At 46.5% G+C, this 26,120-nt stretch carries 16 protein-coding genes; 3 read left to right on the top strand and 13 right to left on the bottom strand.

From position 1 onward, the window contains the following. Positions 1–134: 134 nt before the first annotated feature. Positions 135–2,993, top strand: a complete 2,859-nt coding sequence (locus NHN17_RS06915) for an FAD-binding and (Fe-S)-binding domain-containing protein (RefSeq protein WP_255041459.1) — start codon at positions 135–137, stop codon at positions 2,991–2,993. A gap of 135 nt (positions 2,994–3,128) precedes the next feature. On the opposite strand, the gene NHN17_RS06910 is transcribed toward NHN17_RS06915, so the two are convergent. From NHN17_RS06910 to NHN17_RS06855, 12 genes are all read right to left on the bottom strand, one after another. Beyond that, positions 3,129–4,406, bottom strand: coding sequence for a glycosyltransferase (locus tag NHN17_RS06910; RefSeq protein ID WP_255041458.1), 1,278 nt, complete (start codon positions 4,404–4,406; stop codon positions 3,129–3,131). Positions 4,407–4,648: 242 nt separating this feature from the next. Continuing rightward, the gene (locus tag NHN17_RS06905) at positions 4,649–5,869 is read right to left on the bottom strand and encodes a hypothetical protein (RefSeq protein ID WP_255041457.1); all 1,221 of its coding nucleotides are present in this window, start codon (positions 5,867–5,869) and stop codon (positions 4,649–4,651) included. Then, the gene (locus tag NHN17_RS06900; protein ID WP_255041456.1) at positions 5,866–7,248 is read right to left on the bottom strand and encodes a DUF3131 domain-containing protein; all 1,383 of its coding nucleotides are present in this window, start codon (positions 7,246–7,248) and stop codon (positions 5,866–5,868) included. The genes NHN17_RS06905 and NHN17_RS06900 overlap by 4 nt, the downstream gene beginning before the upstream one ends. A gap of 20 nt (positions 7,249–7,268) precedes the next feature. Then, positions 7,269–8,672 (bottom strand): DUF3131 domain-containing protein, encoded by a 1,404-nt coding sequence (locus tag NHN17_RS06895; RefSeq protein WP_255041455.1) that lies wholly within the window; start codon positions 8,670–8,672, stop codon positions 7,269–7,271. A 26-nt stretch (positions 8,673–8,698) separates the two neighbouring features. Further along, the gene (locus tag NHN17_RS06890) at positions 8,699–10,021 is read right to left on the bottom strand and encodes a DUF3131 domain-containing protein (protein WP_255041454.1); all 1,323 of its coding nucleotides are present in this window, start codon (positions 10,019–10,021) and stop codon (positions 8,699–8,701) included. Beyond that, positions 10,011–11,876, bottom strand: a complete 1,866-nt coding sequence (locus NHN17_RS06885) for a glycosyltransferase family 2 protein (RefSeq protein ID WP_255041452.1) — start codon at positions 11,874–11,876, stop codon at positions 10,011–10,013. The genes NHN17_RS06890 and NHN17_RS06885 overlap by 11 nt, the downstream gene beginning before the upstream one ends. 15 nt (positions 11,877–11,891) lie before the next feature. Continuing rightward, the gene (locus NHN17_RS06880) at positions 11,892–13,523 is read right to left on the bottom strand and encodes a glycoside hydrolase family 9 protein (protein WP_255041451.1); all 1,632 of its coding nucleotides are present in this window, start codon (positions 13,521–13,523) and stop codon (positions 11,892–11,894) included. Between the two features lie 39 nt (positions 13,524–13,562). Then, on the bottom strand, positions 13,563–15,713 hold the full coding sequence (locus tag NHN17_RS06875) for a glycoside hydrolase family 2 protein (protein WP_255041450.1): 2,151 nt from the start codon (positions 15,711–15,713) through the stop codon (positions 13,563–13,565). A 19-nt stretch (positions 15,714–15,732) separates the two neighbouring features. Beyond that, the gene (locus NHN17_RS06870; RefSeq protein WP_255041449.1) at positions 15,733–16,182 is read right to left on the bottom strand and encodes an ATP-binding protein; all 450 of its coding nucleotides are present in this window, start codon (positions 16,180–16,182) and stop codon (positions 15,733–15,735) included. A gap of 18 nt (positions 16,183–16,200) precedes the next feature. Then, positions 16,201–17,382, bottom strand: a complete 1,182-nt coding sequence (locus NHN17_RS06865) for a nucleotidyltransferase family protein (protein WP_255041447.1) — start codon at positions 17,380–17,382, stop codon at positions 16,201–16,203. 11 nt (positions 17,383–17,393) lie between these two features. Next, on the bottom strand, positions 17,394–17,726 hold the full coding sequence (locus NHN17_RS06860; protein WP_255041446.1) for an STAS domain-containing protein: 333 nt from the start codon (positions 17,724–17,726) through the stop codon (positions 17,394–17,396). After that, complete coding sequence (locus NHN17_RS06855; RefSeq protein WP_255041444.1) at positions 17,678–18,937, bottom strand: PP2C family protein-serine/threonine phosphatase; 1,260 nt, start codon at positions 18,935–18,937, stop codon at positions 17,678–17,680. Before NHN17_RS06855 ends, NHN17_RS06860 begins: the two co-directional genes overlap by 49 nt. A 311-nt stretch (positions 18,938–19,248) precedes the next feature. On the opposite strand from NHN17_RS06855, the gene NHN17_RS06850 reads away from it, so the two are divergent. Then, positions 19,249–20,178 (top strand): hypothetical protein, encoded by a 930-nt coding sequence (locus NHN17_RS06850; protein ID WP_255041443.1) that lies wholly within the window; start codon positions 19,249–19,251, stop codon positions 20,176–20,178. Between the two features lie 258 nt (positions 20,179–20,436). Continuing rightward, entirely contained in the window at positions 20,437–25,563 is a 5,127-nt protein-coding gene (locus NHN17_RS06845; RefSeq protein ID WP_255041442.1) for a beta strand repeat-containing protein, read from the top strand. A 143-nt stretch (positions 25,564–25,706) separates the two neighbouring features. Here NHN17_RS06845 and NHN17_RS06840 read toward each other — a convergent pair. Further along, positions 25,707–26,120 (bottom strand): IS66 family transposase (locus tag NHN17_RS06840; protein WP_255041441.1); only part of this gene is annotated, 414 nt, incomplete at its 5' end.

The following is a 26,120-nucleotide window of genomic DNA, read 5'->3' as shown; positions in this document are numbered from 1 at the left end:
CAAGTACAACGAATAAAATAATTTATAGCGCTAACTCTCAATCCCAACCTAACATTCCAACAATAGTGATTGGTAACAGTAATATAAACAAAGCATTAAACCATTCAGTACCACTGACTGATGTAGGATTGGCAATGGAAAACAGATATCAACAGCTAGAAGCCCTACTCGCGACCAAGATCGATAAAGAGCGGATCATCACAGAAGAAGCCAAGCGCCTTGCTTATGGCACCGATGCGAGTTTCTACCGCCTGATCCCTGAGCTCATTCTGCGCCTGAATCATTTAGATGAAGTCATTTTCACCATTCAAACTTGCCGTCAATTGGATGTGCCTTTCACGTTTCGCGCAGCAGGAACCAGCTTATCAGGCCAAGCCATATCTGATTCTGTGCTCATCACCCTGACAGATGACTGGCGCGGACACACTGTTCTTGATCAAGGAAAAAAAATCCGCTTGCAGCCCGGCGTTATTGGTGCTGATGCCAATCGCTACCTTGGCCCGTACCAACGGAAAATAGGCCCAGATCCAGCGTCAATCAACACCTGTAAGATCGGCGGTATCGCAGCCAATAATGCCAGCGGCATGTGCTGCGGTACCGCGCAAAATTCCTATCAAACCGTCGATAGCATGACCATTGTCTTTACTGACGGTACTGTGCTCGATACGGGCAGCGAAGAGAGTATTAGCGCATTCAAAGTCAACCGGCCAGATCTGATTAGTGGCTTAACTGAGCTTATACAGGCAACCCAGCGCAACACCAAATTGTCCGAAAAAATCCGTCACAAGTATCGGCTAAAAAATACCACAGGTTACGCTCTCAACGCTCTGGTTGACTATCACGACCCAGTAGATGTCATTGAACGTCTGATGATTGGGTCTGAAGGTACCTTGGGCTTTATTGCCGATATTACTTATAACACTGTTATCGAACATCCGCATAAAGCCTCTGCCCTTTTGGTTTTCCAAGATATCGAAACGGCCAGTCAGGTGGTCTCGATAATTGCCAAAACAAATGTGTCAGCTGTCGAAATGATGGATGGCCGAGCGTTGCGTTCTGTCGCCGATAAGCCGGGAATGCCTGATTATATTCAAGCTCTTGATCTTGAATCGGCTGCACTGCTCGTTGAAACCCGCTCCAGTTGCAGCCACCAACTTGAACAACAGTGCCTTGAGGTTATGGCATCGTTGGCTGACTTTACCGTTACCCACTCCACGCCATTTACCACTGACGCCAATACCGTTGCGAGTCTATGGGCTATCCGCAAAGGTATGTTTCCTGCTGTCGGTGCTGTCCGGGAAACCGGTACCACGGTGATCATTGAAGATGTCGCGTTTCCTGTTGAGCACCTTGCAATGGGCGTTAGAGAGCTGCAACAACTGTTCGATAAGTACCATTACAACGAAGCAATTATTTTCGGCCATGCTCTGGAAGGAAATCTGCATTTCGTTTTCACCCAAGGGTTTGATGAGCAATCAGAAATCAATCGTTACGGCAGCTTTATGGATGACGTCGCCGAGCTAGTGGCGGTCAAATATCAAGGATCGCTCAAAGCGGAGCACGGCACGGGCCGTAACATGGCTCCATATGTTGAACTGGAATGGGGCAACGACGGCTATACCTTGATGAAGCAAATCAAAACCCTGTTCGACCCTGAAAGGCTATTGAACCCAGGGGTGATCATCAATGATGATGAGCGGGCGCATGTTTCTAACCTCAAACCAATGCCAGCGGCTGATGAAATCGTTGATCGCTGTATAGAATGTGGGTTTTGTGAACCGGTCTGCCCGTCTCGGACACTCACCCTCTCTCCGCGTCAGCGAATCGTATTATACCGCGAGTTGCAATATCGCGAACGTCAATATCTGGCTGGTAACAGCCAACGACCACCGGTTGACGAATTGAAGACTGTGTTTGAGTATCAAGGCATAGATACCTGTGCGGCAACTGGGCTTTGTGCCGACCGTTGTCCTGTAGGGATCAATACTGGCGAGCTTATTAAGAAACTCCGTATCGAAAAATACCAACGCTTTACCCCTATCGCCCGCTGGACTGCCGATCACTTTGGCGCCACGACTAACATGGTCAAGGCTGGCCTTAAGAGCAATCAAATTGCCCGCAAGATCGTCGGAGACAAAGTAGTAGCAACGATTACCGATAGCCTACGTAAAATCACCGGTGGCGCAACACCAATTTGGATGCCAGAGATCCCCACATCAAACCCACATAAAATAGGTACTACAGTACTGGCTACTGGAAATTCAGATAACAACCAGCCACCGATAGCTTCGACGAAAAAGGTTGTCTACGTCCCCTCTTGTGCCAGTCGCACCATGGGACAGCAGGATTCAGCCAAAGATCAACGTCCGTTAACAGAAGTGACGCTGTCCTTACTGAAAAAAGCAGGCTTCGAGGTGATCATCCCAGAAAAACTCAATAGCCAATGTTGCGGTATGCCCTATAACAGCAAAGGCATGAATGATATTGCCACACAAAAAGCACAAGAGTTAGAAGGCTTGCTGTGGCAGGCCAGCGAGCAAGGCACATATCCGGTGTTAATGGATACTAGCCCTTGTGCCAAACGCAGCATTGAAAATGTCAGCAAACCATTGAACATACTCGAACCGGTTGGCTTTGTGTCACACCACTTGCTGCCACACCTCACTCTATCGCCTGTTCAAGAAACCGTCATGCTGCACGTAACCTGTAGTTCACGCCGAATGGGGCTAGAATCCGATATGCTCTCTCTGGCAAAAGCTTGCGCTGAAGATGTCATCCTGCCAGAACATATCCAGTGCTGTGGCTGGGCGGGTGACAAAGGATTTACGACCCCTGAACTTAATCAAGCCGCCGTTGCGCCGCTCAAACAGCAAGTACCGCCAGGCTGCACCCGGGGGTTCAGCAACAGCCGGACATGTGAGATCGGCTTGTCACACCATAGCGGTATTCCGTACCAATCAATTCTCTATCTTGTCGATGAGGCAGCAGTCTAATACCAATCTGGATAAGTAGTTGATCAAATATTTATGTAGGTTGGTATCATTGACCAATGATAAAGCCCAAACCAGCTAACGCACAGTTTGGGCTTTTCTAGTACACCGGATTGATAATTACCCTGTGATATTGAGTTAAGAAATACTTTCCAGAGCGGCCTGCTTCTGTTCGACCAACCAATGTTCGATTTCACGCGGGGCAAAAATCAGTGGATCACCGATATCCACCTCTTCAATATCCTTAAGTTGCTCAGGTAAGATATCAATAATTAGCTCAAGATCTTCATGGCTATGGATATGGTCCTCAAAAATCCTAACCATCTCATGGTTATGATCGATATCTCTCGCCTTTGCAGCGATCGCCAAACCACTCAATAAAGTATACCAAGTCGTCATTGGCCCCTGTGTTATTGATGCTGATTCCGCATCAGAATCAATAAAGGCAAATGGTACTGTTAGCAACGGATATTCACCCTTCATTGCAGCAAAGATCCAATCAGTATCAAATGAAAAATCATAGACCGACGGCTTAGCGAGAATATATCTAATGACATCACGATCATATAACTTAAATGCCGCCTGGGTATCTTTAATGTTATTACTGAAAATTGCCCGGCCAATCATTCTCTGCATGTGACGTAATGTTTTAATGCCAACCCCCCATCGCTCTTCTTGCTTCACTAAAATTGAATCTGGATGCTTGCGGTTACCCAAGACGACTTTAGCGTTTTCCGAGACGTAAGGTTTAAGCAATAAGCCCAACTGGCCTAAATGCACCGAATTATCCGCATCGGTATACATAACACAGTCTGCTCTGTCGGCCATCGCTTGCTGACAACCCAAAATAATTGCCCCACCTTTACGAGAGTCATCCGCCGATGCCAAGTTCTTCAATGGTCCAGAAGACACAGGTAATGCATCAGCAAGGCGCAACACTGAAACTTTCTCTTTATCCGGATGATTTTCGAGAATATGCTCTGCAATACCCGCACTATTATGTGGGCAACCATCGTCAACCGGATACAAATGCCAGTCCACAACAGATCCTTGAACGATCCAATTTAACTGGTCAATTTTCATCCGTAGCGAATCTTCACCATTCGGATTCAGCGATGTTTTTTCATTTAACCGGTTATGCTCTCCCCACATGGCGAAAACGACAGCAACCATTAATGGCCGTTTTAATTTGAGAACATAACGTTTGGACTCAACTAATTTAACGGCTAGGCGAAACTCAAGAGGGCAATTGTCTGAAGATGCCAGCTGCTGATAATACGTCGTGGAAATATCCGTTAAACAATATAAGGTGTTGGCCAGTTGTAATAATCGCTTTTGATGCTGCTTTTCCGTTAAATCAAAAAAATCACTGGCGCCATTAAAAGCTTGTTGAACAATTTTATCTGATGCTGTCATTGCTAAACCCTCTTAGTTACTCCTTAAGTACTCACCCACAACGACAACAGGGCTTAAATAAAGCTTAGTAACGGAAATAACAATGACAAATTTTTTACGCAATCAATTGCATTAAAGGCATGGGTTTGAGGTGCTATATATCACAAAGTGAACATTTACTCGTACCTATGCTCCTATAGCTTCAAACGACAGGTTGGTATAACCACGCAAACCTGTTTTAGTGTGCGTCATGCTGGAAATATTTACTGAGAAATAGGAGCAAAACTTCTACGCTGCAAAGGGGCAACCGTGTGTTTTTCAGGTTGTTCAAAATGTCCAGAGGGAAAAGTCATTTGTTCCGACTTAATGTCTAACTGATGATTATGACTCTGCTTGTTCGGCGTTGCCATTTGCTTTAAATCTTGCTCCTCGTACTCAATTGCTTCAAGAGGAGTAACGATCACCCTACCTGAGGCATCAACAGGTGGGGGGACTTCAGGTTCTTTTATTTCTATAACAGGCTCAGTGAGCGGCACAGTAACAGGGACTGTCTCAGATAACATTTGAGTTTTTTGGGGATCAGGGGATTGCGTCACTTTTACTGAGCTTGCCCCTGATATATCTATCCCTTTACTCATCACCGGCGCAGTATCCAGCTTAACTTCAGCACCCGAGACAACTAAATGACGGCTTACCGATGACTCCGCAGACGGTTGAATCGTCCTACTGCTTGAGTCAGCCCCTATCGCTTGGGAAACGGTTTCTTCAGAGTCACCCTCTAAGGAAGACGCATTCTTAGTGGGCACCACGTTTTGCTCTCCTGTTGGCAGAACATGCTGCTCTTTACTGTAAGAGGTGTTCAACCCACTTAACTTCTTTCCTCCCTGCGGGGGTTGATAAGCCGGGATCACTGTAGGTCGGGTGTTCAATGGCTGGTTACTTGCAACCTTCTCTTGCCTATCGGCTAACCCCAGCTTCGGGCTTTCAAAGCGGAATATTGACAGTTTCTCATCCCACGTTTGTAACACTGCCAGCTCATTTTCCCACTCGCTATCAATACTTGCGGCCAAATCAGCAACTTGAAGCTGGGTGGAAAGCAAGGTGTTGGCATGCTCGTAGCGCCGATGAAGTTTCTTCTTCATCTGTTTCCAGTTAGTGCCTCCTGTCATCAAGTATCGGGTACTATCAGCCCAATATTGATAAGCCATAGCATCGTTGGCCATATCGGCAGAAATGGCAGCCAGCGCCTCAGAAAGGCCTGCATATTGCCACATTTTCTTTCGCCCAAGTTTGGCTTCTGAACTCAAAAACAAAATCGTTAACCGGTGCCACTGCTTTGAAGCTTGCTGATAACGTCCAGAATTGACCAAGTGACTCGCTTTGGAATAGTAATTTAACTCTACATCAACCGCAGCAGCGTTAACCTGTATTGGCAATAGGACAAACAAACTCACAGCTATCACAAACCGATATAATTTTCTCATCTGAATGTCTCCACCAAGCATTTTTGTGGGTGGTAAAAACGAGAGTCAAACTGGACATCACGGTATTCACGGGCTTTTCTTGGTTGATACAACTTGCCATTGGCTTTGTAGAGCAATGCTTCGAGTACACCTGCATTGGTTTGCAATGAAATGCTCTTTTCATAACTACTTGTCAGCTCATAGCGTCCTTCATACCAACCACGATCGGGATCATATAGCTCACGCACGAGAGTCAACAAGCGATCGGTATAATCAGTTTTCCAGAGAGCCCACATTTGAAAAGCGACTCGGGTGGACACCAGCGCTTTTTCATCATGATCACTGCCGTCTTCCGCCACCGAGATCCACGGCGTACCCAACGCATAGATAGCGTCGTAGAGAAAATAAGGTTCGCCGCTGACGACATGCTCTCCCCGAGCAGTATAGATACGATCAACGTCCCAGCGAGACTCCTGAATACGGTAGACAGAATCTGCCATGGCCGCCAATACCTCATTAGTGTGATCAGAGTCGGATGAGCGTCGATCGTCAATACCATCCCAGTTAAATTCCAGACCAAGTAATAGGTACGGTGTACTATAGACCGGACGTAGCACATCGTAATCACGAGGATCACGGCCATCGAACAACAAGTCGATACCGTTTATCGTCACCACTTCGTACGGATCTAGCATCATTGCCTTTTCAGGTACGATTTGCCAATCAAGATAACCATAGGCGGTATACTCTTCGACACCCAGCCGCCCTTCTTTATAGCGGTGGACATTACCGTCATTGATCGCCGCCCCATACAGTTCACCCTCTTCGGTCACTAATTCACAGAAGTTCCAGCGCAGCACCGCTTTATCTACATACTCAGAAAATTCAGGGTTACGCTGCTTGACCATCGCCAGAGCGATAAGTAACCGACCAATATCAATCGAGGACCAGCCGAGTTCACCCGGCTGATTAGCATAATCAACCATCATTCTGGTACTGGTGCTATAGACCTTATTCGGCACACCAGTCAGCCCCAAAGGCATTTCATTAAGAAACGAGAGCACTAATGTTAATCGCTCATCGTGCTCCTTGCTGGTGATAAACCCAAATTCCCGTGCAGCTATCAAGGCGATAAGGTAGTCGGCCAAATTCGAAAGGTTAGTCGTTGGGTAGTTATCGAGCGCATTCACCAACCCGGTAGTGAGGTTGGTGTTGTTTTCAACATAAGTCCAAGCAATTTGCGCCCATTCAAGTTCTTGCTCGGTTAACGAGCCGTAACGGCCCTGACGCAGCATCTGCGACTCATTAACCGAAGTCATCCCACTTTGAACTCCTTGGTACACCACCCCACAAGAAGTAAGGCAGAACAAAGAGACCGCAATCACCATATTTCTCAACATCTATTTCCTTTCAAAGGCAGTTAGAGCTTGCTATTAAAAGCCCCTTTACGTGGCAAGCACTGCCCTTCATAGCCAAACGGTGATTCAAGCGCTTTTTCCCACAGGCTTGGTGCAACATTGTCTTTATACTTCAGCAGCTTTCCTTCTTGTTTGTAGAGAAGGATCTCGAGGGTGATACCGTTATTATTCGAGGTGAAGGTATTAATCAAGCCAGTACCATTCTCAAAGATCCCTTCATAAAAGCCCTTTTCCCGATCATATAGATGTGCAATATGATCAAACAGCAAATCGGTGTACTCGGTATCCCACAACACCCACATCCCTATCGCACCTTTAATAGCGACAGCGGAATATTGAGGCAGATATTCACCGGCCTCCGAAATGGTATTCCACGCAAATCCATCGGTATAAATGGTGTCATAGACAAAATACGGAGGTCCAGCCAACTGATGTTCAGTACGTGCAGTGATAATACCCGTTTGCTTATAACGCTCTTCTTGAACGCGATAAATCTGTAAGGCGAATTCCGCAATCCAGTCATTAGAATAGTTATAGTCATGGCCAGAACGGTCTTCGACCAAATCCCAACCTAACTCGATACCATCCAATACATAGCTTTCCGTTACCACATAGCTGTGGGCTTTTAGCTTACGCGGATCACGGGTATCGTAAGGGACATCATAGCCATAGAGGTTAATCGTACTATACGGTTCAGCCATCGAAGCTTGGGTGGTATCAAACCCCCATAACTGGAAGCCTTTAGCTGCATATTCTTCATAACCCAACCGGCCTTCTTGCAGGTACTGCACAGGCTTGTCTTTCTCCAGCAAAGCGCCAAACATAGTGCCGTTTTCATCAACAACGTTACAGAAGTTCCAACGCAAAATGGCAGAATCAATACTGGTCGCATACTCAGGGTAACGGTGCTTGATAATGTGTAGCCAAATCAATAAACGACCTAAGTCGAGGGCTGAATAGCCAATCTCACCAGGTTGGTTACCGTAATCCACCTTAGCCGCAGTTTGGGTGTTGTAAGCCTTATTTGGTAACTCATTCATGAACAGGTCTAGCGTGTTCAAGGTTGTCAATATACGAATAAGGCGCCGGTTAAATTCTTCTTTTTCAATGATCCCTAACTCATACGCACTTACCATACCCGCCATATAAGACGCTGAATCCCACCATGTTACTGAGGGGTAATTGTTTACCGCATTAACAAGCCCGGTTGGTTCCTGGTAGTTATTTTCAAAATACTTCCAGGCGATTCGAGCCATATCCATTTCTTGTTCCGTCAGCGCGCCCTGACGCGCCTTCGGAACACTCCAGTGACTTTTCCTATCGACGACATCTTCAGAAAAGCTATTGTATTTGTTACCGCAACCGGTAGCCAAAACCCCTAAAAGGCCAACAATGATATAACGCATTCGATACTCCCTATCAAAGTTGCGGTTTACTTCACGCCTACGCTCAGCAAGGCTCCATTTTCAATATAAGCAAGTGATTCCAGAACAATCCCGTTAGTATTGGCTGTAATGGCTTTGTTCACTCGGCCGTCATCTTCATAACGACCTGAATACCAACCTTTCTCTTCTGAGAATAAGTCTTTAGCATCTTCAATCAGCAAATCGGTATAAGCCGTTTCATATAAGGCATACCAACCAAACGCTGCTTTTGTTGAAAGCGTTTTAAGGTGTGAGGCATCATCACCCTGGTCGGTGATCGCATTCCACTCTTTACCATCAGAAAATACGGTGTTGTAGACAAAGTAAGGGGCCTCATCGACGTTATCCTCACTGACCGCCGTCAGAATACCAGTACGTTCATAACGGTTTTCCTGCGCTTTATAAACACGGTGGGCAAAAATCTTCGACACACTGTCGGCACCAAACTCCAAGCTATCCAGAATATAAGACTCACTCACCACATAATTGTGAGCATGGAATTTCGCAGGATCACGCAAGTCAGTTGGGATCTCGACACCATCGATATTTCGCATCTCAAGGTAGTCGATATATTTCATTGCATTGAAGACATCTCGTCCCATCAACGACATCGCTTTCGAAGCATATTCTTCGTAACCAATACGCCCTTCCTGAACCAATTCCATCTCAGTCCCGCCATCTTGTTGAGGGCGCGACCCATACAGGTAACCGTCTTTAATCATCACGCCAACATCCCAGTGATTTAGCACCGCATTCACATGGGTGTTAAATTTCGGATATTGCCAAACCATAATATTCAGAGGTACCAGAATTCGGCCAATATCAATGGCTGACCAACCAATCCCGTTTTCAACAGGTTGGTTCTGGTAATCCACCATTTGAACCGTTTGGGTGTTATACGCTTTATTAGGCAGTTTGCCATCAATTAACGGAAGGCGCGCAAGGGTGTGCAACACTTTTTCCATGCGTAATTCAAATGTGCTCTGGCTGATTATATTCAGCTTTTCCGCCGCCAGTAGGCCCATTAGATAAGAAGCGGTATCCCACATGGTCGTCGAGGGGTAGCCATCAACCGAGTTCACTAAACCGGTATTTTCCTGATAGTTATTTTCAAAGTAGGTCCACGCCGTATTAGCCCAAACAAATTCTTCTTCAGAAAGCACGCGGCTTTCACGCACCGGGATCTCTTCCGTTGCTTCGAAAGTAATGTTGCCCAAAATATGCCCGTAGTCACGAGTTTCAATATTGAACGCAATGACCAGTGCCGTTAAAAGTCCGAATAAAAAGACGATATGATGCCGTGCATTTACGACTGCTTGCTTAAATTCCATATTCTAATTCCTCAGATTCCTGTTCCTGCTTCTTATCTGCTGGTGGTGGCGTCCAATAAGCGGCAGCAATCATCCCCCACATCGCCATCATGTTGTTAATGGTCCAAAAACTATTAAATACCAGCCCGCCGATAGAATAACTGCCAAACATGCCGGTGAAATAACTAAACCAAGCAAAGCACATGCTAAAGAAGCTCAAGCCAAAGACGAGTATCTGCGGTATAACCAAGTGACCAAAAAAGCCATCCTGCCTTTCTTTTGGTGTCGCAGGGAAACTGATCTTACGACCACGTAGTACCGTCCACAATGCCCTCATGTTGACTGGGAAGAAGGAGAGGAAGTTGGTTTTCCCTTTGTAGCCTGCGACTCCCCAGGTACCAACCATCATGGCAAGTTCAGCCGTTAGTACGAACGGAATAAAGTGCAAGTAAAAAGTCACATCATAAGCGCTGACTGGTGCGATACTGGTTAGGAAATAAATGATTGGGCAAGTAAGGAAAATAATATTCCACACTGCCGACAAATTTGACCAGAAGCTGGCACCGTACATCAGCTTCTGTTTCAGGTTCATCCCTTTTCTAAACAGAGGATTATCATTCATGAAAATATCAATTGAGCCACCGGAATACTTGAAGCGCTGCACGGTCCAGGTTTGAAGATCCTGTGGTGATAACATCTTGCTTTCTACCTCAGGGTGTTGAACCGAACGCCAGTTCCTTTCGGTATCTGAGTGCAGAACAATAGAGGTATAAATATCTTCCGATACATGGAATTTATACGGGGTAAATTCGGTATCGAAGATAATTTCTTGGCGAAGGTTATCAGAGACGTCTTGATCAACCGCTTTCTCTTTAGTGATCTTACGGATCTGTTTCTCGATTTCCTTATGCTCTTTGCTGATTTGCTCACTGTAACTACGAAGCGCCGCTTCCATAACAGCTTCACGACGGTGGATCGAGCCTGCACCACAACAAAATGAAGCGTTCACCCAGTTACGACGACGCTGAATAACGTCATAGAACATTTGCGGATCATTAACATAAGGATCCTCACCAATTTTCACCGGCCCATAAAATTTCTCAAACCCACGGCCAATAGGCGCAGCCCATTTACCCAGTTTACGCTGCAGCCAATTAGGTAGACGCTCGCCCTCCGGTAAGTCAAAAAACCATTGTGGAGTCTGAACCCAGGCAACATCAGGATCGCGGAAGTATCCCATGGTATGTTCAAGGATAGTTGGGAACGGGCGGGTATCGGCATCACAGATAACAATAAAGTCGCCATAGGTTTGCTCTAGAGCATTACGTAGGTTACCGGCCTTAAAGCCGATGTTATTTTCCCGAGTTATGTACTCGACGCCCATCTCTTCCGCCAGGGCTTTCATTGCCGGACGCTTGCCATCATCGAGAATGAATATCTTAATTTCGATGTCATGGGGGTAGCGGATCTTCTGCGCATCTTCAATGCTCAGCCTAACCAATTCTGGTTCTTCGTCATAGCTCGGGAAGAAGACGTCAATGCTGATAGGTCTTGTTTCAGAACCCTCTGGACTGTCTTTAGCCACACATTCATTTATCGTATGCGGGGGCGTCTTCTTCGGCTCGTCCTTGGTCTTCCATAAGTTGAAGGTAAATAAGACCGAGCCAATAAAAGCACAGGATTCAGCAAAGACCAGCGGAAATGAAAACCACATTGCGTCATAGTTCAACGCATATGACCAACGCCACCACAGGTACCAAATACCCAAAGTGAGATTACACGTGGCAAGGTACTGATAAAGTAATTCTCTCGACATACTATAAGGCACCGGACCCGGTGGCTTACGATGTTCGAATTCCTTGAAATAAAAATCCATGAGCTCTCACTCCGGTTAATAATGATTAAAGTAAGCGTGATGCACGGCAATCAAACCAATCAGACTGGCGTTATAGTCAATAGCGAATTCATTTACTGCATACGACTTCTCACTATCTATGTAGCTCAGCATCCCCATATTTTTCGGTGCAACTCCGGCTTGCGCCATTTCATTAGGCCCGCCGACTAGGTAACCAGGCAAGCTAACTCCAGTCGCAATGCGGTACAAATGATGAAGGTTTCGTACCGAGTAAGTACCACTGTTAGTGACAAAACTCATATCAAACGCATTTGCCCCAAGTAGATAATCTATTTGAGATTGAACAGACGTACGATTGTCCAACCGTCCTTTGGCAAAATCAGCCCAAGCAATCAATATTCCCGCTTCGGCAGTCATCTTGTTAGAGCCCCAAATAAAGCGCTGGTTAGCAACCCTAAATGGAGACTGCTGAGACTGTTGGAGATAACGCGAAGCCACCTGATCCAGGTCATTGGCTAGTTGATCTCTAAACGCCCCTTTTTCCTCGGCAAGAATAAGGTGCCAGACCCCCATTAATGCTGGGTTCTTCCATTCAAAAATATCTATCCACTGCGGGTCATAGTTATCTTGGAAGGCGCGTTTAAATTTATCTTGCCCTGTCGTGATATAAAGCTCGGCATAAGCCCAAAGCCGATCATCAACATCAGTTTCCAATGACGCTTCCTTGTCGAATTTATTCGCCATATAAGGGCCAGAGCCCGAATCATCACCCTCCTGCCAATCAAAGTACTGTCCATCCTGGCTTGCAAGGTAGTTAGCCGCATGGATAGCTGCACTAAGATATTGTCGGGAAAGATCGGCATCGAACGGCTTTATCGTTCTTGCCGCAAACGCCATGGTCGCAGCAAACTTCGCCGTCTCTGGTGTACTAACGCCATATATAAAGCGGGTCTGGTTGTCTTGCCATGGGCCAATTTTTGCAGGCCAACTCGCACCAGAGACTTTACGGTACACTGCCCCATCTTCACGCTGCATTTTAAGCAGCCAATCCAGGGCATAAATAGATTCATCGATGATGGCTGGCTTGTCACTACCCGGTTGCTTGGTATCAGAATACAACTGAGGGGTTTGTCGGTAAGCTTCCAACAACCTCGCCACCGTGATCGTTGTCGTCGCGACATATTTACCAAAATCTCCAGCATCATACCAACCACCAACCACATCTAAATGGGTACCGGCTTTATGGAAAGCATCAGTTCGGAAAATTTGACCATCTTGCATATGGCTTTGCGGACGGTTCATCCCCGTCGCACGGTCATTCACCACCATGCCAGATCGCTGCAGGTAAAGGGCATGGACCAAGCGTTCATTGAGCGGCTCATAAGCATCAGCTTCGATGGGAAACGGAACTGATTGACCGTTATCACTCACCAGCTTATACCAACCAGGAGTCTTCACTTGACTAAAATCAATCGCGCGAACCCTGCGTTCGTCAGGCAATGAAACGGCATCTGCGCTTTCTAGCTTGGCAACTAAGCGGCCATCTAGCACAGATAACAGTTGGATGTCGGAAGGCTCTTCCGCCAAGAGATAGGCATATTTATCTCCACTCGGCAGATATCCCATTTGATTAACCATGATATCGGCACTATGTGCAGAAAATACCATTGTAGCTCCCAGTAGATAGCTAAGTATTTTTGTCATAATTTAGCCTTCCAAATCCTCTGCAAGATAGCGATTGATACTGACCGTCTTGCCGTTGTTGTCCTTAACTTCAAGTGTTAGGTATGATGCCAGCCCATTTAGAGGTTGATCAGTTGCCACAACCAATTTCGAGTTTGCTTCAATCAACAAGCCATTAAACTCCCAGCGCGCTTGGTTATAGCGGTTAGTTACAACCAAGGTGGCATCTTCAAATCGGTTTAGAGAGTCATTAATAATCGTCAGGGTCACTGATGAACGTCCTGATAATAACTCTGCGTCGGCTACCGCCAACAAAGGCTGATATGACATCTTCAACGCCTGGTAACCCGGCTTAGGAGTACGTTCAACATCCAATACAGACCAAGTAACCGATGGCCAACTATCAACAAACATAAATTGATAAATTGCAGCGACCCCTTCACCTTTATTCAACCTTAGATGCTCAGCTGCAAATTTGGTTACTAACCTTTGATATTCCTGAGAATTATTCCAAAAATGTGATAGAGATTCACCTTGTTGCACATGGGCAACATTCAGGGTTTCATGATGCTGGTAATTGTGATATTTGAGTGTGTTTAAAACACCCTCTCTCAGGGGCCACTCCATCTGGCCTTGTAGGATCTCTTCCATCAGGGCCCAGCTAGGCATGGCCTGCGCACCGAACTCACTGACAATCATTGAGGGCTGGTAAGTACGGTAATCTTTGTATGAGCCTGAATACCAGCCTAGCCATGGGTGCTCGTGGGTGTATGAGGCTTTACGCACCACCCTTCCGTCTCCTGCTCTGGTAAGTGCTTGATAGACGCTCTCAGTTAACTGTTTGTTTTGATTCGGCTGATATGAAGGGTATTTATACTGCATCCATGGTGCATCCCAAGGCGGCTCATTATGCCCCGACCAGAATGCAATTGAAGGATGGTTATACAATAAGTCGGTCATCGCTTTGGCTTGACGAGCAGCTTCAAAAGCAAAACTCGGTGTGTCACTGTAGCCCCACTGCAAAGGGAAGTCTTGCCAGATAACCAAACCCGACTTATCGGCTAAATCATAAAACGCTTTGCCGGCAACATGGGCATGTACCCGAACACTATTGATATTGGCATCTTTCATCAAGGTAAGATCTTGCTGATATTGCCCAGCCGTTACTTCACCAAGCCATTGACTGGCAATATAATTGGTTCCCCTGATAAAATAGGGCTGTCCGTTTACCAGAAACTGTTTATTCTCGCTATCAAGTCTTATTTCCCTGAAGCCGACAGGCACTGTTTTCTGATCAGTCAGTTGACCATCAATGAAAACGGAAATTGAAAGATCGTAAAGGTTGGGTTTACCCCAATCCCAAGGCCACCACAACGCTCGGGGTACTTGAGGTAAAGCAAGTTCAACTGTCGTTTGTCCTGACTTAATTTGCTCTTCAATAACGTAGTGCTCAGAGTCGTTACCACCTTGGTGCTGCAGTACCATCTCTATGGTCGCCGAAGCCTCACGAATTGAATCCACAACGAGCCGGATGTCTGCTGATGTGACTTTCTTTTCAATATTATTCACTTGGGGGCGAACTTTTACTGCCTGCAACGCAATCGGGCCGGTTTGCCTGATTGTTACATCGCCCCATATCCCCCCTGAGTTCCAATCTTGGCCTTTATCAGACCAAGCACCACCAGGTCGGGTGTCATGATGATTCAAGACGCCTTTTATGAGTGTTTTATGCAGTGACCAATCGGCTGTTTGTTGCTCATCAGGGCTATTCACCCATACATTCAATGCATTTGTGCCAGCCTGAAGATGGCCAGTAAGCTCCACCTGATGAGGGATAAAATACCCAACATTACGAGAAATATATTTACTATTAACCGTCACGGCAGATTCATAGTCAACACCATCTAACTCAAGCCAAACCCGGCCCGAATCGAAAAGGCGGTCAACATTGAATTGCCGATGATAATACGCAACTCCAGCATAATTGACTCCAGACGTTTTCCAATGCCCTGGGACAGTGACATTATATTGCCCTGCCCAATTGTCATTTTCATCAATTATCTCGAGGCGCCAGTTTCCATTTAATGATTGCTTATTAACAATCCAATCATTATTATCTGAAACAGAGGCGCAAGAAGATAATGAGAATAACGTCAATAGTAATATTATTCTCATATTTTCCTTATAGACGTTATTATTTCGCGCGTTTTAAAATTTTAAAGGTATTTTTATTACCACTTTGAATATATTCAAGATCATCAGTTAGCTGCACAACAATAATGAACCCTCGCCCCGATGTCGTCCAAGTTTCAGGATCTTCTGGGTCCGGTTCAATAAACTCACCATTAACAACTCGGTTAAACTCATCTTTGGTCATCGACTTTCCATAATCTGACACTTCAAAGACCAATTCATTATCCGAGTTAAAAAAGCATGAACATTCTATCGGCAATTTATCTGAGTATTGATAAGCATGCTCATACGCATTATTAACCACTTCGACAAGACATAGCTCTACTTGATCAATGACCTCTTGTGAAACTTGATTACTCCGCAGATATTGCTGCATATCATCAGCAATATCACGGGATACATCTGGAGAACTACTGTATTGCTTACTAAACCGCTCAGTGACTAAATCCATCAGGTAAGCCCCACTTAACTAGTTAAGAATCTGTTCCTCTTCATCAGGTGCAGAGGGTACATACGTCGAAATACTGCCTATCGCGCCCATCATTGGCTGCACTTGACGCCTGTCATTGAGTATATTTACAGCGTTCAACTCACTTAACGATTGTGTGTACCCATCATGGCTAATGAAGTAGTCACCAAACACTGTTTTATCTTCAACAAAGGCTGCTGACGCGACATGGATGTATTCACTCACCAAACTCTGTTTGATAATTGCGCCCGATTCCACTTTACTATTTGCACCAATCACAACAGGGCCTTCAATCGTTGACCCGGGTTGAATTTCACACCCGCTACTAATAATAATTGGAGGCGTAATATTGCAACTATCGAAATCAAATACAGTATTAATTCCGACCCATACTCCCGGCTTGACTTGTGTACCCGGTATGGGATAACCCGGTACCTTGCCTTTCATGATGTCACTGGTTACCGTCCATATATCACTGATATTACCAACATCGAGCCACTGAAATTCCATACTGGTTGCAAAGAAATCTACATTTTTTTCGACCAATTTAGGGAAGAGTTCACTTCCAATATCGTACTCCTGTTCAGCAGGAATAAAATCGAAAATGGCTGGTTCAAAGATATAAATACCCGTGTTAATTTGCGTCGATAGCGCTTCTTCTACTGACGGTTTTTCTTGGAAACTCGTTACCTTTCCGTAATTATCGGTAACAACCACACCGTATTTAGATACCTCTTCCAAATCGACATCACGTGTCACGATAGTCGCAATACCGCCATTTTGCTTATGGCGCCTTACTGCTTCGGTCAAATCCAGATCAATCCATGCATCCCCACACACAACAACGAAGGTTTCATTAAAAAAGCCAGAAAAATCCTGAATCTTCCTCATGCCCCCCGCAGAGCCCAGAGCCTTACTGACAAAATTGCCATCTACAATTTCACCTTCATAAGAAAATGAAAGCTGGACATTAAAATGATGCCCATCACCAAAGTAATTCTCAATCACTTCAGCCAAGTGGCTAGTATTAACAACAATTTTATCAATGCCATGGGCGGCAAAAAGCTGAATCATAGATTCCATAACCGGCTTGCCCAGTATAGGGATCATCGGTTTAGGGATTATCTGGGTAATCGGTCTAACCCGTGTTCCTTTCCCTGCGGCGAGGATCATTCCTTTCATACCATACTCCTTTACGCCATAGTCGCGACGGCATCTTCAACGGTATCGTAACTGGTGATCAGCTTGTCCATACGTGTTAACTTCAGTAGTTCTTTAACGGCACGCTGTGGATTGACTACGCTGATTTTTTTACCACGCAGCATTTTATAAACAGCCATTACAGCACCCAAGCCGCTGCTATCCATAAAACGGACTTCGGATAAATCCAGTACGAGATGGCTACCAATATCCTCCGACAGTTTCTCGACCACATCCCTGAAACTTGGTGCTAATTTCGCATCAAAGCGCTCTTCTTTTACTTGAAGAATTGTGCATTGACCTTGGTTGATAGTTTCATATTGCATAGCTGCTCCCTTTCTGGATTACCTTTCCATTCAACAACAAGCACGCTGACATCATCATCAAACTGCTCAGCCTGCTGCCAATCTCTAACACTGTTCACTAACAACTCTGTTTGTAACGTGGTTGGCTGTTCATTCAATTGAACCACCGCCTTTCGAAAACCTTCTTCCGAAAACATTTCACTGCCTTTTTCCGCTTCAGTGATCCCGTCGGAATACATCCACACTTTATCGCCCGGCTCTAGCTGAATATAGGAGGTTTCGTATTCAACAAAGTCAAAAGCCCCAACAACAAAACTTTCTTGGCCAATAAATTCAGCATCTGCACGCTGAGAATGCAGCCAAACCAAAGGCGGATGGCCGGCACTGGAAAACGCCATCTTTCCGGTTTTTATATTCAACACGGCATAGACCATGGTGAAATACAGTAAATTCTGCTCATCACTGAGATATTGATCATTTAGGCGCTTTAATACCTCATGGGGCTGGTTTATCCGGTAATAGGGCGGATCTTTAATTGCCGTTTTCACTATCGAGCTATGCCCAGAACTCACAGCAATGCTCTGCTGTACCGAAAATGATAACAAAGCCGATGAAACCCCATGCCCTGCGACGTCTAATAGGTAAAGGGCTACATGTTCTTCATCTAAGTTCATGTAGCCCAGCATATCCCCACCGATTTGCGCACTGGGTATAGAGACATAACTCAGCTCAACACCTGACATGGACTTTTCTGTCGGCAATAACCTCTTCAATAGCTCACCAGCCGATTCCAAATCTTTTTTCATGGTGGCGTAAGCACTGTCTAAGGCATCATTTTTACTTGTTATTTCATTGTGCAGTGCCAGCGTTCGGAACCCAGCTTGAATACGAGCAACCAACTCATCAACATGGGTGTCTTTCACAACAAAGTCATCAGCACCGGCATTAATACCACTCACTATCGACTCTTTGTCATCCTTACCAGACAACAACATGAAAAACAGGTAACGTCCGTAATCTGCTGATTTCACCCTTGAACACAATTCAATGCCGTCCATTTCAGGCATCATCCAATCACTCAGCACAAATTGAATATCTGGACGCTCCTCCAGCACTTGCAAAGCATGCATACCATCACTGGCTGTAATAACTTCAAACCCGCGCTTGGATAAGACTTTATCCGTGAATAGAAGCATGGTTCTGTTATCATCAACCAATAAGATTTTCTTCATTACGTCACCCGCAAATGATGCCACCCAAGCATAAACATATTGTTGCACAACAATTTTTACAAGCAAAACTGATATGCAATAACTTTTATGTACAACTACATTCTAGTAAGGTTTATTAGACACAACAAAAAAATGTGTTTTTTCTGTTCGTTACCTCAAATATTTACTCGTAATATATTTACTTTACATATAAAAAGGGCCACTACTAGTGGTTGATCATACATAGGCACACAAGGATGATGGGCTTGCGTTGTTTTAGTTTAATAATTTTTTCTCTATGCCTTGCTGTGCCCTGCGAGGGTGATGAGTATATGAGTGAAACGCGCAAGCATGCCCCCGGCCCCTCCTCTCCTTCGCTGACACCTTCAAGTAAAATCCCAGCATTTGAAGAAGACAAAGATCCATCAGAAGCGGATTTAATTTGGAAAGGAGTCTCAAGCTCATTCGATCTCCCTTTCGAAGAATGGGAAGCAAACAAAGACAAGTCATTTTTGCATGGTTTGAGTGGCAACCTTGGTTTCGGCTATCCCTTACTGGAAACACCAGCGGCTAATATCCCGACCAACGCAACCAATGGGCCTGCCAATACCAACATGACCACGACCCTTTCACTCAAATACACCATTTTAGGCAACTGGTTTGTCTCCGGTACCCTCTATTACTATTGGGATAGTGAACAAAAACAGCCTTGGAATCCCGACTTCACTTATGTCTTTGGTTACAGTGACTGGCGTCCTTATACCTTCAGCCTAATGTACGCCAATTACGGGGGTAACCGCTTTAAAGCAACCGACGAACAGCCTATCACCAACTTTAATCAGGGAACCTGGTCATTGGGCTGGAAGTTTCCGGTCGTGGATCCGGTCAAAAGCTGGCTAACGTTTACCGATGAAGGTGCCATTGGCTGTCAACTTGACTTTAATTACACACCTGAGTATTTCGACCTCGCCACCACCTCTTATATGACGGGACACCAAACCCTTAGCCTGGGTTGTAAGTACTCCATTTTTGGCAATTGGTATATCAACGGTACAGCCTTTTATTACTTTGATAGTTCGCAAAAACAGCCTTGGAACCCTGATTACACCTATGGCTTTGGCTACTTTGACTGGCGACCTGGAACCATAACCATTCAATACAACAACTATTCTGGTAACCGTTGGAATTCCTCTGATCGTGCTGAAGATACAGGCCGCTTCAAAGACGGCTCAATCACTATCGCTTACTCATTCTCTTTCTAAATCACATTTCGCAATCTGCAGCTGCACATTGCAAAAATCAATACAGCAATGCCTACAAATCCGTCTATTCTTGATGTTACAGCACAATATAAACTCGAATGCATAACAACTTCATTTTCTTAAACTATTTTTGCATTTAAAAACAGCCAGTTAAATATCATCAACTTTCTAGTATGGGTATGAGCAATAAGTTGGCATGCATCATGCCGTACAAAGATTAACTATTACCGAGTTACCAATATTCACAGTGAGGTTAGTATGGAAGGGACTAAGTACGACGACAAAGTAACTGGAACAGAAAGCGATGACAGCATCGATGTACTTTCCGGTAGTGATGAAGTGGAAGCAAAAGGCGGTGACGACTTTGTTGTTGGTGGTGAAGGCAGCGATAAGCTTTCTGGTAACGAAGGAGCTGACACCATATTTGGTGACGTGCAGTATGGAGAAGAACCTCCTGCGGAGCCTGCTACTGATGATAACTGGGGGAATGCGCAAACTGTTTACCAGTATACTGCATCTGATGAGCCAGAAGAGACCATCACACACAGTGTCCGTTTGGGTAACTATTTAGTTGATAACTCTGGCTCAATCAACGCAAAATTCACAACCAGCCAGGCGTACGATGCCGTATTTATCCAACTTGTTGATAGTAGTGGTACCGTGGTCGACAAGGTTCCAGCTACGGTCACTGAATCCGGTGAAATTGTGTTGGAATACACCTATAACAGTGACAAATTCAGCTCTGACGAGTTGATATCTTTAGAGCTTGTTGATCCCGATGGTAATCCTGTTTCTGATATCGACACTGTCGAAGTGATCGCCAACAACATCTATGACGACACCATTAGTGGTGGCAGCGGCGACGATACTATTTTTGGCCAACAGGGCTCCGACACTATTTTCGGTGACGAAGGCAATGACTTTTTAGATGGCGATATCAACGACGATACACTTCACGGTGGCACTGGCGATGATGTATTGATCGGGGGTAGCGGCGATGACGTCCTTTATGGTGATGAAGGCAATGACACCTTACTGGGGAGTGATGGCGACGACACCCTCTATGGTGGTGACGGTGATGACACCCTGCTTGGCGAATTAGGCGATGACACTCTCGAAGGCGGAGCCGGTGCCGATATCCTCGTTGGTGATGATGGTAATGACGTCCTCTCTGGTGGTACTGGTGACGACAAACTGTTCGGTGGTCAGGGTGAAGATGTCATCTCTGGCGATGAAGGCAAAGATGAAATCCATGGTGATGCCGGTATTGATAAGCTCTCTGGGGGGGCTGGTGATGACTTTATCATGGGGGGCACCGGTGACGATATTATCGATGGTGGTGCGGATAATGACCTTCTTCTCGGTGGTGATGATAACGATACCCTGACTGGTGGTGAAGGTAATGACAAGCTCTTCGGTGAAGTCGGTGACGATAATCTTGATGGCGGTACTGGCGATGATGAAATCTATGGTGGTATTGGTAACGATGTTCTAGTTGGTGGTGAAGGCCACGATAGCTTATTCGGCGGTGAAGGCAGCGATGTACTCGATGGCGGTACTGGCAGCGATAATCTACACGCGAATGAAGGCGACGACATCATCAACGCCGGCGCCGGTGATGACTTCGTTTATGCCGGAGACGGTAATGACATCATCGACGGTGGCGAAGGTAACGACACCATCTTCGGTGAAGCTGGGAATAACCAAATTACAACAGGTGCCGGTGATGATACCGTTTATGCCGATGCCGGTAACGACACCATCGACACCGGTGATGGCCACGATACAGTGTATGCAGGCACGGGTAATAATGTTATTAGCACAGGTGCTGACAACGATACTGTTTATGCCGAAGACGGAAATGACCAAATAGATGCAGGTGAAGGCCACAACATTGTTTACGCCGGCGATGGCGACAACACGGTAGCAGCCGGCAGTGGTGACGATGATATTTTCGCGGGGACGGGTGCCGATAACATTCAAGCTGGTGCGGGTAATGATGAGGTCTTTACCGGAGCAGGTAATGATACCATCAACGCCGGTACAGGCAGCGATAAAGTCTACGCCGGCGATGGCGATGATGTTATCGAAGGTGTCAGTGGCAATAACGAACTCTTTGGTGAAGCGGGTAACGATACCATCAACGCTGGCCTTAATGCCTCAACCCTTTATGGCGGCCAGGGCGAAGATACGCTAACGGGTTCTGATGAAAATGATTACCTTCACGGCGGAGCAGACAGCGATGTGCTAATCGGCAATAAAGGTAATGATACCCTCGAAGGCGCTGCGGGCAACGATGAACTGTCCGGGGGCGAAGGCAATGACATCCTACTGGCTGGTACCGGTGATGATAAAGTCTCTGGTGGCACCGGCGACGATATATTAGTCGGTGGTACCGGTGATGACATCCTGCTTGGTGAAGACGGCAAAGATATTTTAGTCGGCGGTGCGGGTGACGATGTACTCGACGGTGGCACAGGTGTCTCTGAGCTATATGGCGATGACGGAGACGACACCCTACTTAGCGCTGACGACAACGACCTTCTTAGTGGCGGCGAAGGTAATGACACCATCACCTCCAACGCTGGTAACGACACGGTATTTGCAGGCGCTGGTAACGATGTAATCGATACCGGTACAGGGGACGACACCGTATTCGGTGATGCTGGTCAGAATACCATTACCACCGGTGATGGCGCTGATACTGTCTACGGCGGCATCGATGAAGATGACATCAACACTGGCGAAGGTAACGATACCGTTCTTGCCGGTGATGGTGATGACAAAATTGATACAGGTATCGGCAATGATTATGTAGAAGCTGGCAGTGGCAACGATGCTATCACCGCTGGGGAAGGTGATGACGTTATCTTAGGTGATGCAGGTGACGACGTTATTTCAGGGGGTGCCGGTAAAGATGTACTGATCGGTGGCACAGGTAACGACATCTTAGACGGCGGAACAGGTGTATCTGAGCTTTACGGCGAAGACGGTAACGATACCCTCATCAGTGGCGATGACAGTGATATCCTCGGAGGCGGTGCAGGTGACGACACCATCATGGCTAATGCCGGTGATGACATCATCTATGCAGGTGCTGGGGCCGATACGATTGATGCCGGAGCAGGTGACGACACCGTTTACGGTGAGTCAGGCGCCAACACTATCAATACTGGCGAAGGCAATGACACTGTATACGGCGGTATTGATGCCGATAGCATTACAACAGGTACAGGAGATGATCAGATCTTCGCTGGTGCAGGTGCTGACACCATTAATGCAGGGGCGGGTTCTGATCACATTGATGCCGGTGCAGGTAACGATATTATCGATGCCGGCGACGGTGATGATAGCGTGTTCGGTGGCGCAGGTAACGATACGCTGATTGGGGGTGCAGGTGCCGACTACCTAGCCGGTGGTGATGGTGACGATACCATTACCGATGATGGCACTGATACCGTTCTTGGTGAAGGTGGCAACGATACGCTTACCGCTGCAACTGGTGGTAGCCATCAAATTTATGGTGGCGAAGGTGACGACACCCTCATTGGTAGTGAAGCCAGCGATACCCTTTATGGTGGTGCTGACGATGATACCATCACCGGTGGCGGTGGTGCCGATACCCTTTACGCAGGTGAAGGTAATGACCGTATTGATGCCGGTGCTGGTGATGATACTGTCTACGGTGAAAATGGTAACAACACGATTGAACTTGGTGAGGGAACCAACACCCTATTCGGCGGCGCAGGCAATGACACAGCAACAGCTGGCAGCGGCAACGACACTATGTATGGCGCGGCGGGTAATGATAATTTATCCGGTGGTGCCGGTGACGACCTTCTTGAAGGCGGCGAAGGTAATGATACCCTTTCCGGCGGTGAAGGGGCTGATACCTTGGTCGGCGGTGAGGGTAATGACCACATCAGCGGCGGCCTTGGTAATGACAAGCTTTTCGCAGGCGAAGGTAACGACACCCTAATCGGCGGTGAAGGAGATGATGAACTTCACGGAACAGCAGGCAGCAACACTCTCTCAGGTGGTGCTGGCCAAGATACTATTTACGGTGGTACTGGAAACGACACTGTCGATGGTGGCAGTGATGACGATAAAATTGAAACGTTCGCAGGCGATGACAATATCCAGGGTAACACCGGGAATGACACCATTGATGCAGGCGAAGGCAACAATGTGATCGATGGTGGTGAAGGTGACGACGTGATTGTTGCTGGCTCTGGTCATGATGTCATTGGAGGTGGCGATGGTAACGACAACATCAACGCTGGAGATGGTGATAATAAGGTTATCGGTGGTCTAGGTAATGACAGCATTACTACCGGTGGCGGCATCGATACCCTAGAAGGCGGTGAAGGCAACGATACCCTCAAGGCCGGTAGTGGCGATGACGTACTGAAAGGAGGGCTCGGAAGCGATAAACTTTATGGCGAGTCAGGCAACGACGTCCTTGAAGGCGGCGAAGGCAACGACGCCATGTACGGAGGCGCAGGTAACGATTTGCTACGTGGCGAGGCCGGTAATGACTTCATGAAGGGAGATAGCGGAGACGATACCCTCTACGGTGGCGATGGTGCCGATACGCTTCGAGGCGGCGGTAACGATGACACCCTCTTTGGTGAAACGGGTAACGATACCCTCGATGGCGATGGCGGTAACGATACTTTGTTTGGTGCCGAAGGTGACGATAAGCTCATCGGTGACGGAGGTAACGATACCCTCTCAGGTGGTGAAGGTAATGATACCCTGCTAGGTGGAAGCAACAACGATAACCTTGATGGTGGTATCGGCAACGATAAGCTTGATGGCGGCACTGGTGATGACATTCTGTTTGGTCAAGAAGGCGATGACATCTTAGACGGCGGTGCGGGCCTCGACCAGCTGTATGCAGGTAGTGGTAACGATATTCTGGTGTTCGACAAAGAAGATATCGACAATACCGATGGTGTCAGCGTCCACTTCAGTGGTGGTGAAGGCTTTGACTTGCTACAAGTCGGTAGCGCTGGTGATGGTCAAATCATCGATATGACCGCAACGGCATACCAAGAACTTGAAGCCGTTGTCGTCGATGCATCAGATGCAGAGCTCAAAGTCGGTCTCGATAAAATCCTTGCCAATAACACGGCAGACGATACAAGTAATAGTCAATTTGTCTGTACCGGTGCGGGTAAGTTGGATCTTGAAGGGTACGGTTGGGAAATGGCCACCGAGGCACCTGAGATGTCAGCAGACCTTCGTGCGGCCTACGAAGCCAGCAATATCGATACAGCATCACTTCAGGGCTATACCTTCTCCAATGACGAGGGTAAAGAGGTCACTATCTGGAGTGATAACGAGAGCGACGAAATCAGCTTCAATGGCTCTGAGCTCTAGACTATTGAGCTACTAACCATTCCAATAATGTTTAATTCAGACCCCGGTATTGCCGGGGTCTCTTTTTATACTCAAAGAACTGGGCGTACTCTTTTTCGGTACGGTATTAGTAAGCGTTCACCAGTAGGTACTTGATTTAGGGGTTACAAGCTAAATACGTTTGGATAAGGCTGGCGAGCAGTAACAGCCTGTACGATCTCCATCAATGCTGACAAAGTGGACATGCCTCGTTTATTACAAGTTTCAACAAGCGAGTGCATCCGACCTCTGAACTTCTCACCGGCATCAGATGTAGTACCAAAGCTAATCTTGCGTTGGATGACACAACCACGTATTCGTCGCTCAGCTTCATTGTTGGTTAGTGGTATAGAAGCGCTGGTCAGGAACAACCATAGACTTTGCCGATGGGCTTGTAGCTTTTCACAGCGACCTTTATATCTCTGAACAACCAGGCCACTGCCTTTTTGAAGCCAGTGATCAAACGACTTTCGAAGTCGGTTCATGCGGTGGAGATAGCAACTGTACTCGATGGCTCTATTTTCAAACCGATGACGTGT

Source organism: Photobacterium pectinilyticum (genome assembly GCF_024357955.1).
In the GTDB taxonomy this organism is placed as follows: Bacteria; Pseudomonadota; Gammaproteobacteria; order Enterobacterales; family Vibrionaceae; genus Photobacterium; species Photobacterium pectinilyticum.
The sequence above is the reverse complement of the archived record's forward strand: the minus strand, read 5'-3'. Positions and strand labels throughout refer to the sequence as shown.

What these genes read in the sequence shown, in the direction of transcription:
- NHN17_RS06880 (WP_255041451.1), bottom strand. Translation starts at nt 13,523, where the DNA reads ATGGTATTTTCTGCACATAGTGCCGATATCATGGTTAATCAAATGGGA.
- NHN17_RS06890 (WP_255041454.1), bottom strand. Translation starts at nt 10,021, where the DNA reads ATGGAATTTAAGCAAGCAGTCGTAAATGCACGGCATCATATCGTCTTT.
- NHN17_RS06910 (WP_255041458.1), bottom strand. Translation starts at nt 4,406, where the DNA reads ATGACAGCATCAGATAAAATTGTTCAACAAGCTTTTAATGGCGCCAGT.
- NHN17_RS06865 (WP_255041447.1), bottom strand. Translation starts at nt 17,382, where the DNA reads ATGAAAGGAATGATCCTCGCCGCAGGGAAAGGAACACGGGTTAGACCG.
- NHN17_RS06895 (WP_255041455.1), bottom strand. Translation starts at nt 8,672, where the DNA reads ATGCGTTATATCATTGTTGGCCTTTTAGGGGTTTTGGCTACCGGTTGC.
- NHN17_RS06860 (WP_255041446.1), bottom strand. Translation starts at nt 17,726, where the DNA reads ATGCAATATGAAACTATCAACCAAGGTCAATGCACAATTCTTCAAGTA.
- NHN17_RS06845 (WP_255041442.1), top strand. Translation starts at nt 20,437, where the DNA reads ATGGAAGGGACTAAGTACGACGACAAAGTAACTGGAACAGAAAGCGAT.
- NHN17_RS06885 (WP_255041452.1), bottom strand. Translation starts at nt 11,876, where the DNA reads ATGGATTTTTATTTCAAGGAATTCGAACATCGTAAGCCACCGGGTCCG.
- NHN17_RS06875 (WP_255041450.1), bottom strand. Translation starts at nt 15,713, where the DNA reads ATGAGAATAATATTACTATTGACGTTATTCTCATTATCTTCTTGCGCC.
- NHN17_RS06855 (WP_255041444.1), bottom strand. Translation starts at nt 18,937, where the DNA reads ATGAAGAAAATCTTATTGGTTGATGATAACAGAACCATGCTTCTATTC.
- NHN17_RS06915 (WP_255041459.1), top strand. Translation starts at nt 135, where the DNA reads ATGGAAAACAGATATCAACAGCTAGAAGCCCTACTCGCGACCAAGATC.
- NHN17_RS06870 (WP_255041449.1), bottom strand. Translation starts at nt 16,182, where the DNA reads ATGGATTTAGTCACTGAGCGGTTTAGTAAGCAATACAGTAGTTCTCCA.
- NHN17_RS06905 (WP_255041457.1), bottom strand. Translation starts at nt 5,869, where the DNA reads ATGAGAAAATTATATCGGTTTGTGATAGCTGTGAGTTTGTTTGTCCTA.
- NHN17_RS06900 (WP_255041456.1), bottom strand. Translation starts at nt 7,248, where the DNA reads ATGTTGAGAAATATGGTGATTGCGGTCTCTTTGTTCTGCCTTACTTCT.
- NHN17_RS06850 (WP_255041443.1), top strand. Translation starts at nt 19,249, where the DNA reads ATGAGTGAAACGCGCAAGCATGCCCCCGGCCCCTCCTCTCCTTCGCTG.